Source organism: Flavobacterium sp. W21_SRS_FM6 (genome assembly GCF_052119645.1).
Taxonomy (GTDB): domain Bacteria; phylum Pseudomonadota; class Gammaproteobacteria; order Enterobacterales; family Alteromonadaceae; genus Paraglaciecola.
Genome location: NZ_JBGQOM010000010.1, coordinates 113,289 through 126,169, shown reverse-complemented (window position 1 = coordinate 126,169; position 12,881 = coordinate 113,289). Strand labels below are relative to the sequence as shown.

General features: G+C 38.4%; 11 protein-coding genes. 6 read left to right on the top strand and 5 right to left on the bottom strand.

What is annotated here, in order from left to right; genetic code table 11:
* Positions 1 to 3: 3 nt before the first annotated feature.
* A complete protein-coding gene (locus tag ACEN2L_RS16285) occupies positions 4 to 852 on the top strand; it encodes a DUF7281 domain-containing protein (RefSeq protein ID WP_441745218.1) in 849 nt (282 codons plus the stop codon).
* A gap of 8 nt (positions 853 to 860) precedes the next feature.
* On the opposite strand, the gene ACEN2L_RS16280 is transcribed toward ACEN2L_RS16285, so the two are convergent.
* Complete coding sequence (locus ACEN2L_RS16280) at positions 861 to 1,610, bottom strand: LysE family translocator (protein ID WP_441745216.1); 750 nt, start codon at positions 1,608 to 1,610, stop codon at positions 861 to 863.
* Positions 1,611 to 1,634: 24 nt separating this feature from the next.
* Here ACEN2L_RS16280 and ACEN2L_RS16275 point away from each other — a divergent pair, with 24 nt between their 5' ends.
* Positions 1,635 to 3,401 (top strand): monovalent cation:proton antiporter-2 (CPA2) family protein, encoded by a 1,767-nt coding sequence (locus ACEN2L_RS16275; protein WP_441745214.1) that lies wholly within the window; start codon positions 1,635 to 1,637, stop codon positions 3,399 to 3,401.
* A 7-nt stretch (positions 3,402 to 3,408) separates the two neighbouring features.
* On the opposite strand, the gene ACEN2L_RS16270 is transcribed toward ACEN2L_RS16275, so the two are convergent.
* Genes ACEN2L_RS16270 through ACEN2L_RS16255 form a run of 4 tightly spaced genes read right to left on the bottom strand, consistent with a single transcriptional unit; the run spans position 3,409 to position 8,136 of the window.
* Positions 3,409 to 4,974 carry a TIGR03016 family PEP-CTERM system-associated outer membrane protein gene (locus tag ACEN2L_RS16270; RefSeq protein WP_441745212.1) on the bottom strand — a complete coding sequence of 522 codons (1,566 nt, stop codon included), beginning with the start codon at positions 4,972 to 4,974 and terminating at the stop codon, positions 3,409 to 3,411.
* A 32-nt stretch (positions 4,975 to 5,006) separates the two neighbouring features.
* A complete protein-coding gene (locus tag ACEN2L_RS16265; protein WP_441745210.1) occupies positions 5,007 to 5,903 on the bottom strand; it encodes an XrtA-associated tyrosine autokinase in 897 nt (298 codons plus the stop codon).
* Complete coding sequence (locus ACEN2L_RS16260) at positions 5,900 to 7,480, bottom strand: XrtA system polysaccharide chain length determinant (RefSeq protein WP_441745208.1); 1,581 nt, start codon at positions 7,478 to 7,480, stop codon at positions 5,900 to 5,902. Before ACEN2L_RS16260 ends, ACEN2L_RS16265 begins: the two co-directional genes overlap by 4 nt.
* Positions 7,481 to 7,500: 20 nt before the next feature.
* Positions 7,501 to 8,136, bottom strand: coding sequence for an XrtA/PEP-CTERM system exopolysaccharide export protein (locus ACEN2L_RS16255; protein WP_441745207.1), 636 nt, complete (start codon positions 8,134 to 8,136; stop codon positions 7,501 to 7,503).
* 173 nt (positions 8,137 to 8,309) lie between these two features.
* On the opposite strand from ACEN2L_RS16255, the gene ACEN2L_RS16250 reads away from it, so the two are divergent.
* The 4 genes from ACEN2L_RS16250 to ACEN2L_RS16235 are packed head-to-tail and all read left to right on the top strand — an operon-like array spanning position 8,310 to position 12,864.
* On the top strand, positions 8,310 to 9,722 hold the full coding sequence (locus ACEN2L_RS16250; protein WP_441745205.1) for a TIGR03013 family XrtA/PEP-CTERM system glycosyltransferase: 1,413 nt from the start codon (positions 8,310 to 8,312) through the stop codon (positions 9,720 to 9,722).
* Between the two features lie 35 nt (positions 9,723 to 9,757).
* A complete protein-coding gene (locus ACEN2L_RS16245) occupies positions 9,758 to 10,621 on the top strand; it encodes an XrtA system polysaccharide deacetylase (RefSeq protein ID WP_441745203.1) in 864 nt (287 codons plus the stop codon).
* A gap of 26 nt (positions 10,622 to 10,647) precedes the next feature.
* Positions 10,648 to 11,640: a FemAB family XrtA/PEP-CTERM system-associated protein gene (locus tag ACEN2L_RS16240; RefSeq protein ID WP_441745201.1), complete on the top strand. Its 993-nt coding sequence runs from the start codon at positions 10,648 to 10,650 to the stop codon at positions 11,638 to 11,640.
* A gap of 6 nt (positions 11,641 to 11,646) precedes the next feature.
* The gene (locus ACEN2L_RS16235; protein WP_441745199.1) at positions 11,647 to 12,864 is read left to right on the top strand and encodes a TIGR03087 family PEP-CTERM/XrtA system glycosyltransferase; all 1,218 of its coding nucleotides are present in this window, start codon (positions 11,647 to 11,649) and stop codon (positions 12,862 to 12,864) included.
* Positions 12,865 to 12,881: the final 17 nt, after the last annotated feature.

Below are 12,881 nucleotides of genomic sequence, written 5' to 3'. Positions count from 1 at the left end.
ACAATGGAATTGGGCAAGTCAGAAATTGCAACCTTAAGTCGCTTTTTTCGCGATGAGAATAAGTTGTTACTGGCCAGCAAAGGTAAGTTAAAACAGTGGTTAGAGCAGCATTTTGATTTGTATCACAACGGCAAACACTTTGTGTTTAACCCTGTCAGTAAAGAAACGCTACGCCGCGAAATAGAGCGCAGTTATCCCAGATTGAACCTACTTGCCGGTTTAGCCAGTGACCAAGACCGAGTGGCCATTATTGCACAAAGCAATAATGACAAGTTGGCTGATAGTAAGCCAAACGATAAGTATGTGCTAGCAAAGTGCCTAGCCAAGTTTGAACTCGACGGGCATCGGTTAATGCTACCTCTTGGAACAAGTGTTCGTTTGCTGGTTGAACGTATCGATTTGAGTCAGTTTTCTAGTATTGTTGTGGTAGAAAATTTAGATGTGTTTGACAAATGGCACCACGTTACAATGCAAGACAACAAACACAGTTTAGTGGTTTACCGTGGGCACGACCAAGCAACTGCAAAAGGGCTGAAATATCTGTTGAGTCAATTACCGCTGGATATTGAGGTCATAATGTTTCCAGATCTTGACCCCAAAGGTTTAGAAATAAGTTTTACCACTCCCAGAATAAACAGGGTTTTAGCGCCCAAAATAAGCGATATTCACAATGTGTTGCGCCCTTATTCTCAACCTGAGGTATTTTTGCAGCAACACAGTGCTGTAGCATTTTTAAGTCAGCAACACAGCCCAAGATGGCAAGAGTTAGTGACTATCGTAAAAACCCATAAATTGGCGGTAATGCAGCAAGTATTTATCGCACTAAATATTCCTTTAGTTTGCTATAAATAAACAGCTGCTCAGGGAATCGCCATTGTAAACAATTCAAGGATCACCGGTAATAGCGAGAGCATTAATAAACTGGCCATCACAATATTGAAGATCTTTAGATGGCGGGAATTGGCTAAATACCGTTTTAATGCAGTACCAAAACCCAACCACATAAAAGTACAAGGCGTGCCTAAACAGAGGAAAAATAAGGCGATAATACCGACTTGTAAGGTGTAATCGAGACTCGAATTGGTATAAGTGACTATCGCACCAACAATCATTATCCACGCTTTAGGATTAACCCACTGAAATAGCGCTGCTTGTAAAAAACTCAGAGGTTTACGTTGCATCTCATCTACAACATCGGCCACCAAAGGAGTCGTTGGGCTGGTGGCAATTCGATAAGCTAAATAACCAAGGTACATAATCCCCGCAATTTTGAGCCAAATTAACAGTTCAGGTATTTGAGCAAACAACTGGCTGATACCTAACCCCACGCCGATGATCATCAAGACAAAGCCAATATCAATGCCTAATAAATGAGGCAAACTGCGGCGAAAACCATAATTGACACCTGATGTCATGATCATCAAGTTATTAGGGCCAGGGGTGATGCTACTGGCTATCGTAAATAATATTAAAGCGCTGTATTCCACGGTAAAAGCACGTTGATTGAGACTGCCATTAGTGTGCGATAGCTTGAGGTCATTGCAAAGATGAGTTAGTTCTATATAAGGTTTGTTATGGGTTTTAACTAAATCTGATATGCTTAATTTCATTCAAGAACGCTCAGAGTAAAAAGCATGACAGGCTTAGCCACCGTACTTATTTTTTTGGTCGCCACCGTTGTGGCTGTCCCTATTTTTAAAAAATTAAAATTAGGCGCTATCTTGGGCTATTTGGTCGCAGGCTTGGTGATTGGCCCACAAGTGTTCGATTGGGTAAACGATCCGCAGACTATTTTACATGTGGCCGAGCTGGGTGTGGTTTTACTGTTGTTTTTAATAGGACTTGAACTTGCACCCGACAAGCTTTGGAAGATGCGAACCCAAATCGTGTTTACTGGGGGCGGTCAGCTACTTATCAGCGCCTTAGCAATTGGTGCTATCTTACACTTCGTATTGGGCTTCAGTGTTGTTATCTCCAGCATTATTGGCTTGTCGCTAGGTTTATCGTCTACTGCCTTTGCAGTGCAATTGATGAGCGAGCATAAAATTCTTAAAACACCGCCGGGTCAGCAAGGTTTTTCAATTTTATTAATGCAAGATTTGGCTGTCATCCCTATTTTATTATTGGTTGAAAGTGTCTCGAGTGCTAATACAACATCAGGCCCGCAATGGTGGATAAGTGTGCTAGCGGTTGTTGGCGTGCTCATTATAGGCCGCTTTTTGGTTAACCCCTTTTTACGACTCATTTCATCTTATGGCAGTGCAGAAGTCATGACGGCGTCAGCCCTGCTAATTGTTATCGCGACGGCATTAGGTATGGAAGCTGCTGGTTTATCTATGGGAATGGGCGCTTTTATTGCAGGTATTCTGCTTGCAAATTCCAGCTTTAGGCATCAATTGGAAACCGAAATTGAACCCTTTAAAGGGTTACTTTTGGGCTTATTTTTTATTGCTATAGGTATGAATTTAGATTTAAGCCTACTGGTTTTAGAACCGCTATTTATTATCAGTGCCAGTATCATGTTGGTCGTGATTAAAACGCTGATTATTTTTCTTATTCTAAAAGCCAATAAACAACTGACCACCGATGCCATGAGGATAGGCTTGATGTTGTCACAAGGGGGAGAATTTGCTTTTGTAGTCATGACTCAGGCAGCAGGGAGTGGCATACTCGCACCTGATATCGCAGCTCAGGTAAGTTTGATCGTGGGTATCTCAATGGCCCTCACTGCGCCACTAGTAATACTTCATAGTATGTGGTTTACCAGTAAAAATTGCCCTGCTGTCTACGACAGTCACCGCGACGAGAGTGAGCCGCAAGTTATCATTGCTGGTTTTGGCCGCTTTGGTCAAGTGAGTGCTAGGATTTTAGCCGCCAATAACATTGCTTTTACCGCCTTAGACAAAGATGCAAAACATATCGAGTTTGTGAAACAGTTTGGCAATAAAGTGTTTTACGGCGATGCCAGTCGGTTAGACTTGTTAGATACCGCAGGAATCGCGCAAGCGAAGATACTCTTAATCGCAGTAGACAATGAAGAGGACGCACTGAAAATCGCTGAACTAGTTCAGCAAAACTTTCCTCATGTCAGCATTATTGCACGCGCCCGAAACCGTTTTACTGCAAAACGTTTAAGTGAACTTGGCGTAAAGCTCTACGTGCGCGAACTGTTTGCAGGAGGCTTGGAAGCCGCTGGAATATTACTCAAAGAATATGGCTTTAATAACGAACAAGTGAACGAGATGGTGTCTATATTTGCAGAGCATGACAAGACCTTACTCGACAAAACCGTCAATGAGAAAATGAACATGGATGAGTTAATAAAAACCAGCAAAAAGGGCAGGGAAGAACTGGCGACCCTGTTTAAACGTGATCGCCTAATACACGGAAAGAATAAATAATAGTGAGTTAGAAGGAGTAGGTAAAACCGAGTGTGAGGCGTTTGTCTGTGGCATCTCTGAGTTCATTTTCTGAGTTTCGATCCAACCAGCGAAAGGACAAGTCAACATCCGCATTGCGACTTAAACTGTGTTTACCTGACAAGGTTATTGAGTGAGTATCTTCGCCTTGTTCTGTGTCAGTGGTTTCTCTATTAATTAACTGGGTATTTAAAGATATATTGGTTTTTCTGCTTAAATCATAATTAAAAACGACACCGGCAGTCTTATATTTTTGTAGCCTGTTAGTCTCTAAATATTCAGTTTGTTGATAACCAAGATTAAAGGATATTTTAATTTTACGTTTATCGTAAGCGAGTTCGTATCTGGCAGACTTTGATAAAATAACTTCATCAGTTATGTCGCTAATAGTCTCATTATAGGTTATGAACTGTTCACCAGGTTGTAACTCATAATTCAACTCTTGTGGTTGAAAGCAGGTTGAAAAGTCGCTAGCGCCTAATTCACAAACAAAAAGCCCTAATGAATTTGTAGACTGGCTTAAACGGGCAAAGGTTGTAATATCTTCGCTGTAACGCAGACTACTTTTTAGATATTTCATTTTATAGTCAAATTGCAGCGCATAAGCATCGCCGTAAAAACGTTTGCCATAATTAGCACTTAAAGATGTACGCTGACTAAAGGCCCAGTCCATATCGAACCCTACAAAGTTATTGGTATTTTCACCTTCTTCGAGGGTATTGTAAGTTAGTTGAAAAAAACGATCGTCACGTGCATACCACCCCAAACCTACACCATAACTGGTAGTGTCTAAACTGGGGCGTGAGACTGGACTGTTTTCATCAAAATTGTATTGCTCGTCTCGACCAGTTAATACAAATCTTAACTTGTCAAAAATCTTGAATTTAACATTACCATTCAATGATGTTGATTCGAATTCACTTAGGTTAGTTCTGTCGCTTTTGTTGTAATTAGCACTGAAATCAAAGGTTACTATTTGCAATCTTCTACCGCTATATAAGCGTGATGACGCCAGAATATTACTGCTATCGAGTCCATTGTTACTGTCTAATGATTGCTCAGAGCTCGTTTCAGAATAACCAGTCGTCAGATTCAAGCCAAAATATTTTGGGTTGGGTAAAGTAAACATTAAATTCGATGAATAATTTTTGACTTTGCTCATATCTCCAGATGCCAAAAGCTTGTCGCTAAATAGATCTTGTCCTTGATTTAAAGCACGATAAGATTGATTTCCAACAACACTAAACAATAGCGTTTTATCGATTATATTGACCATCGAATTTATGCTAGCGTCGGTGAAATTTTTATCTCCCCCCTCGTCATTTTGCCGAACTAAGGTTTGTTCGAGACTAAAAGATACATCAACCTTTTTACTATCATAAACACTCACTAATTTGGGCTGAAAAGCAATAGCTACATTATTGTCTTTGCTTTCTTCGCCTAGTTGAGTTTGTGTCAAGTAACCCGTAGTACTGATTGAAGGTAAGACTGTCAATTCTCCTGAAAACGCAGAACAAGGAAAAATGATTAAACTGGCTATAGAAATTTTATTCATTGAAATGTTGGCACATCGCTTGATACAAACCACTAATTATTACCGGCATAGTAGTAACCATAACCAGTGCCATCTTTGTTTACGCTTTGTGCTTTATTGACTACAAAGCCGATAGCCATATCGGGGCTTAAGTGGGCAACCGCTTTTTGTACATCAATCAATTTTGACTTGTTTTCTTCAGTAACAACAATGGCTTGCCCTGCCAAATTAGCTAAAATAGCCGTTTCATTTATTCCTAAAAGAGGAGGGGTATCAACAATAACCACTCGATCAGGGTAACGATTGGCAAATTCTTCTACCGCTTGAGACATCTTTTCACTTGCCAATAATTCAGTGGATAAATGATGGGATTTACCTGCGGGTATTATTCTTAAGTTAGGTACATTGGTGTTGCACATTACCTCTGATATATCCGTTTTTTCACCCAATAGATATTCCATTAAACCTTCTTGGTTTTTTAGTTCCAAGGTACGCATTACGTTTGGCTTTAGAACGTCAGCATCAACTAGTAGTACTGTTTTATCTTTTTCTAATGCAATGCTTAACGCTAGATTAACAGCGGTAAAGGTTTTCCCTTCACTTGGTCTAGAGCTAGTAACCATAATAATATTGCTATTATTCAACGACTTAGACAATGGACCAAAAGCGTTATTCAATACTTTTCGTTTGATCGCTCGATATTCTTCGTTGATCAATTTGCGGCTACTAGTACTACTATTTGCTACAAAGCCTTTTGCCTCAAGTATTGCTAAGTCAATCTGAATAAAAGAGGGACTATTGATTTCACGCGATTCATTCAGAATTGTTGTTTGGCTACTTTCTGGTTGCACTTTTTCAATAGGATTCAATTCCTGTGCTTCAATATTTTTCAATTTATCCTTTTTCGAATCTGCTTGCTGTCTTAAAAGAGCTTTTTCAATTGAGTTCATGCGATGAACCTCGTATATAAGTTAATAGACATAACATCAGCAGCAACTAAAGCGCAATAAAACGCAACAATGAAACCTGAGGAAATAACAAAAATAACAAGTAACTTTCGATTTGTTTTTTCTATTTGACTCAGATTTAAATGGCTAACATTTCCCAATACAGGATAAGAGGTCATTGAGGTTAATTGACTACCTCTCGTTAAAATTGGGTTGATTTGGCTAACTAAAAACGCTATGCCTAAACCTGATCCAAACCCTAATATCAGCACCAATGTGTAACCTATCAAACGGTTTGGGCCGCTTGGCTTAGTAGGAGCTAGAGGTGGCGTTAACACTTTAAATTTAACATCGTCTGATGATACATCTGCTTTTTGTGATAACTCTGCTGATTCTCTTCTAGAAAGTAACTCTTCATATTTTGTTTTTGTTGTACCATAGTTGCGGTTTAATGCGGTGGCTTCTGCTTCAATTTGTGGGACTAAATCAATTTTCTGTTTCAGTACTTCAATCTTAGATTCGTAGTCGGTTTGACGAACTTTCAAAGAGGCTATAAGGCTTTCAAGTCTATTGGCCTCCAAGCGTAATTCGCTGGAAATTGAACCGACAAGTTCTGTACCTTCACCATCTCCTAAATTGGCATAATAGTCTTCCAATTCTTGGCTTCTTTGCTCTTTTAAATTGTTTAACAAGTCAGTAGTTTCGATAACATCAGGGTGGAATTTAGTGTACTTCAACATTAATTCATCGAGTTTACTTTCTAAAGTTTGAATTCTACTATCAAATCGCGTAGTTAAAGACGTGTTTGAGTTAGGATCTCTTACTGAAAAACTATCAGATTGAGTTTTCGAACCTTTAATTTGATCAGTTAACGTTTTCATTTGTTGTTCAGTTTCACGTATGGTGAGTTTAGTTTGTTCTAAGTTTTTCTCTAGTTGATTATAATTTTGATAAAACGAGCCTTGGTTAGGTAATATATCTGCATATTTTCTCTTAAAGTCAGCCAAACGTTGGTCTGCATCATTAAGGCGCGTCTCGTATTCACTTATTTGTTCGTCAAGAAATTGGCTTGCAGAATCAGAATCTTGTCTGCTATTGCCAAGGGTATCTTCCACAAATAAGTCAAGGGTAGTTTGCACTACTGTTTTTGCCATTTGAGGATTTTTGTGTGAATACGATATAGTGTATAAATTATCTCTCCCAGCTGTCTGCAATCGTATTTCTTTTCCCAACGACTTTATCAAGCTTTCATATTCAGCAGTATTTTTAGTAGTAATATCTAAATCGGAATCTCGAGCAATAGCTTCTAAGTTAGACCGGCTAAATAGTGTCTTTACGATCATCTCAATTTCTTGGTCTGGGTTAGATTGTATTGCTAAACCACGGAGTAGCGGTTGTAAGACTGAGCGAGTGTCAACGAATACTCTTGCTTCTGAGCTGTATACATCGGGTAAAGACGCGACATAAAAAAAACCAACTGGGCAGATCAACCAAGAACAAGCCAAAACATAACGCTTTTTTATCCAAACACCTTTAAGGTAATCGAAAATTAGATCTATCGATTGCTGTAAATCTTGCATTTAACTTCTCATCTTAATGTCTAAAACCAAGCTTCAGGTATTATTAGAATATCGCCGGGTAGAATATCTATGTTTTGTGCAATATCCCCTTCAGTAATCAAGTCATCGATTTTAAGTGTAAAAGTCTTTTGTACTCCATCCACAATTCTCACCAACTTGGCCCCGTTACCAGAAGCAAATTCAGTTAAACCACCGACTGCTATCATGAGGTCAAGCAGGGTCATTTTTTCAACATAGTTTATAGCTTGTGGATTTGCAGCTTCCCCTATCACTCTCACCTGCTCGCTAAGCGGACCATTAAAATTATTTACACTAACGGTAACTCGAGGATTGTTTATATATTTTGACAGTTTTTCCTCTATTTCTCGAGCTAACATTGTTGGTGTTTTACCTGAAACTTGAACGTCTTCCACCAACGATGTAGTCACTTTGCCATCGGGCCTTACAATAAAAGAACCTGATATATCTGGGTTCCGCCAGACAAAGATTGATACTGAATCTCCGGGGCCAATTAGGTATTGGTAATCGTCAACTGAGGTAGTTATTGACTGATAGGTTGTTGCAGTTGGCAAAGAGCCTGTTTTGCTGCTACATCCAGATAATATGAAAATAGGTAAAAAAATTAGATTCATGAATGTTATTTTGCTTTTCTTCATGTAAATTACACCACTTCTTGTTTGGATTAGTTACGAAACAATGTAACAAGGTTTGGACTGAATCGACAACAATAATATATTTTAAACAGTCAAAAAATAGTTACGAATTAAAGCCTGTAATAGTCATGAGGGCGATAGCTGCAACTTGATGTGGCGAAAAGAGGAAGAAGTAAATGGGTTTTGGTAATCGCAAAGAAGTGCGCCGCTCAAACATTTTAATGATGCTAGAGACTATTTTTATTAGTTACGTGGGATATCTCTCTTTTGAAGTAGTTAACCAGTTTTACAATTCACCTCCTCTTGGGCTCGTTAATTTGTTGACGACCATTGGGTTATTTACATTTTTAGTTATCGTATCAGCCCTCTCTGTTGGACTTTACGAAACAAAGCTCAGAGAAACGTTTCGAGGCATTATCAGACGAATCTTTGTTAGTGTCGCGCTAGCTTATTTTGTAATGGAGGTTTTTAGAAATACCTTCATCAGTAATTTAGAGATCCATCAATATTTTTTACCTTTCTTTGCTGGGTCAACCATTCTTGTTCTCGTTATCTTTAGATACTTCGTAAATCGCCTTGGAATATTAGGTCTAGGCCAAACAAAAATTATTATTATTGGTGCTGGAGAGCGCGCTTCAATTATTGAAAAACGCATGCGTCGTGAAGTCGACAGAGTAGGCTTTGAATTGATTGGTTTTATTCCTATTCCAGGCGACAACCGCGAAGAAGGCATTCAAAACGAAAAATTGATACACGTTAAAGTGGACGAAAACTTCAGAAATTTCATTTCTGATAACGATATTGATGAGGTTGTTATCGCGTGTGATCAACGCCGTGGTACCTTGCCCGTTGAAATATTGTTTGATTGTCGACTACGAGGTGTTGAAGTAACTGATTTGCTCGATTTTATGGAGCGGGAAACTGGGCAAATTGTCGTTAATCTTATGTACCCAAGCTGGGTTATTTATTCAAACGGCTTTAATTCACAAAACTATTTACGAGATGCCTTAGACTATGGCATTAACTGCTTTTTAGCCTTATTGGTCTTGTCGATTACCTGGCCCTTTATGTTGCTCACTGCCTTGATCATCTTCTTTGAAGATGTAAGAAACTCAAACGCCTCTATTTTTTACAAGCAAGAACGAGTGGGTTTAAACGGAAAATTGTTCAAAATTATAAAATTCAGAAGCATGCGTCCTGATGCGGAAAAAGATGGTGCTAAGTGGGCGACGACTAATGACTCAAGGGTAACTAAAATCGGGCATTTTATTAGAAAGTATCGTATAGATGAGCTTCCGCAGTTACTGAACATATTTAGGGGGGAGATGTCTTTTATCGGACCTAGACCTGAACGCCCTGAATTTGTTGAACAACTAATCCGTGAAATTCCTTACTATAATCAACGTCATAACGTGAAACCAGGACTTGCAGGCTGGGCGCAGCTTAACTATCCCTACGGCGCGAGTGTGGAGGATTCCATGGAAAAATTGAAGTTTGATCTTTATTACGTCAAACATCAAAGTTTAATGCTGGATATTTTAATTTTGATTCGTACTGTTGAAGTAGTTTTGTTTGGGAAGGGCAGATGATCAAAGCTAATGATTTTTTGAAGGATATATAAAAAGTGCAAGCAAGACTAACTAAAATGGTCAGTGCAATGACGGTAGACGTTGAAGATTATTTTCAAGTTTCAGCATTTGAGTCAAAAATATCTCCTGAAAATTGGGATTCGCTCTCTCTTCGAGTTGAAGACAACACCAATCGTTTAATTGATTTGTTCAATGAGCGTAATATTAAGTCGACCTTTTTTACCCTAGGCTGGGTTGCGCAAAGATGCCCTAACTTGATTAAAAGAATAGTGAGTGAGGGACACGAACTTGCCAGTCATGGGTTGAATCATCGACGTGCCACCACTATGAACGAAAAGGAATTTTTTCAGGATGTAAGTGATAGCAAAAATATTTTAGAAGATATTTCCGGCCAGCAAGTTTTAGGGTATAGGGCGCCTAGTTTTTCTATAGATGAGTCCAATACTTGGACGTATTCAATACTTGTAGATTTAGGCTTTAAGTACTCATCCAGTACCTATCCCATTTCTCATGACTTATATGGAGTACCTAGTTGGCCAAGATTTAAGTATCTCCGACCAGAAGGAATTCTTGAAGTACCAGTCTCGACTATTAGAAAAGGCAATAAAAACATTGGAATTGGAGGAGGAGGCTATTTTCGTTTGTATCCTTATTGGTATTCGAAAAGACGAATTGAGCATTATTTTTCTCATGAAAATCAGCCCTACAATTTTTATTTTCATCCTTGGGAAATTGACCCACAACAACCCAAGGTTAAGGGAGCTTCGTTAAAGTCAAAGTTGAGACACTATATAAATTTGAATGCAATGGAAAAAAAATTAATTAGACTAATTGATGAACACAACTGGGCTACTATGCAATCCGTATACTTAGATGGTAATGAAGTAAAAAGCTTATGATATTAAGGATAGCGTCCACTGTTGATATGGTTATTTGGGATGATTATGTTAATGGGCATTCTCAAGGGAGTTTTTGTCATCTTTTTGGTTGGTTAAACGTCATTGTCAAATCATGCGGTCATACTCCTCACTATATTATTGCTGAAAGCGATAGTTCTGTTGTTGGTGTGCTTCCTCTCTTTGAAGTGAAAAGTTTCATCTTTGGCCATACACTTTGCTCTACTCCTTTCTGTATGTACGGTGGAGCCATTGCCGATACGGACGATATTAAACAAACACTTGAAAAATTTGCGTGTGATTTGGCTGAAAAACTTCAGGTTGATTATTTAGAACTGCGTTACCAAACAAAGCAGACAAGTGTCTTAATAGAAAAGTCACAGCATGGCTACTTCATCAAAGAATTACCTGTTACTGAAGATGAAATTCTACTTTCTATAAAGAAAAAGCAACGAGCAGTGATAAGACATTCATTAAAAAATGGATTATCAGTAACCGTAAACAAAGATATAGATTCTTTATACGAAATTTATTCCACCAGCGTCCGGAATTTGGGTACTCCTGTTTTTCCAAAAAAACTATTTAGTGCTTTGGTTGCTGAATTTGGAAACAATGTTGACGTTCTGACTGTTTATAAAGATGATATGCCTTTGTCTAGTGTGATGAGCTTTTACTATAAAAATACAGTTATGCCGTATTACGGTGGGGGATTGAGTGAGGCTAGAGCTTCCAAGAGTAATGATCACATGTATTTTCAACTAATGTGTCATGCAGTTAAAAAGGGGTGTTCAATTTTTGATTTTGGCCGCAGTAAAAATGATAGCGGAGCATTCAGTTATAAATCTACTTGGGGTATTGATCCATCTCCTTTGTATCATTACTATTATTTGGTGAAATCTAGAGAGTTACCTAATCTTAGCCCTAACAACCCTAAATACAAAACTTTTATACGTATGTGGCAAAAGCTACCTTTGCCAGTTAGTCAATTTATTGGCCCATTTTTATCTAAATATCTAGGATGATATAAGTTGAAAGAGCCTATTCTATTTCTTTGTCACCGAATTCCATTCCCTCCAAATAAGGGGGATAAAATTACCACATTTAATTTATTAATATTTTTGTCTAAACGCTATCAGATTCATCTTGGATGCTTTATTGACGATCCTTTTGATCGACAGTATATAAGCGAACTGAACAAATACTGTGAGTCTTTCAAAACTGTTGATATTTGCGCACGTAGTCAGAGTACTAGTGGCTTAAAGGCGATGTTATTTGGCAATGCTGTATCAACTGAACATTATCGAAGTTCTGATTTAGAACAATGGACAGATGAAACTATTAATAAATTCGATATAGATAAGTTATTTGTTTATTCATCAGGAGTTGCTCCCTTTATCGACAAAGATAAATACCGTCACAAAACTAGAATCTTAGATATGGCGGACATAGATTCAGATAAATGGCGTCAATATGCTGAAAATAAGCCTTGGTATACGCGTTGGATTTATTCAAGAGAATATCGAATATTAGCAAAATTTGAACAAAAAATACTTCAAGATTTTGAGGCGATAACTTTAATAACAGAAGAAGAAGCGGCTCTTTTTAAAAAGATGTCACCTGGTGATTTGCGTCAAAAAATTTACACTTTATCTAATGGGGTCGATACTGACTATTTTTCACCTGAAGCTAATTTTGATTTTACAGGTATAACAGACATTAAAAGCCCTTGCATTTGCTTCACTGGCGCTATGGATTATTGGGCCAACGAAGATGCGGTAGTTTGGTTTTGTAAAAGTGTATGGCCCTTAATAACAGATGAGTTTCCGAATTGTCATTTTTATATAGTCGGTGGGAAACCATCAAATAAGATAAAGCAGCTCGAATCTTTGCCAGGGGTTGTGGTGACAGGGCGTGTCGTTGATGTTAGGCCTTATATTGCCAACTCTATTTTGGCGGTAGCGCCACTGCGGATAGCTCGTGGTGTACAAAATAAGGTTCTTGAAGCAATGTCTATGGCTAAACCTGTTGTCATGACGAGTATGGGGCAGGAGGGGATTGCGATTCCTTCTGAGCAACAAGACTTAGTGCAAGATGACCCCATAGCAATGGCACACGCTATCCTGAATTTACTTAATGAAAAAGAAGTGAATTTTAGTGTTAATCGTGAGTGGATCGTCCATAGATATAGTTGGAATGGTGCGTTGGAAAAACTTCCAAATCTACTGGATTTAAAACCTGCTCATTAATATATCTACGAAATCAT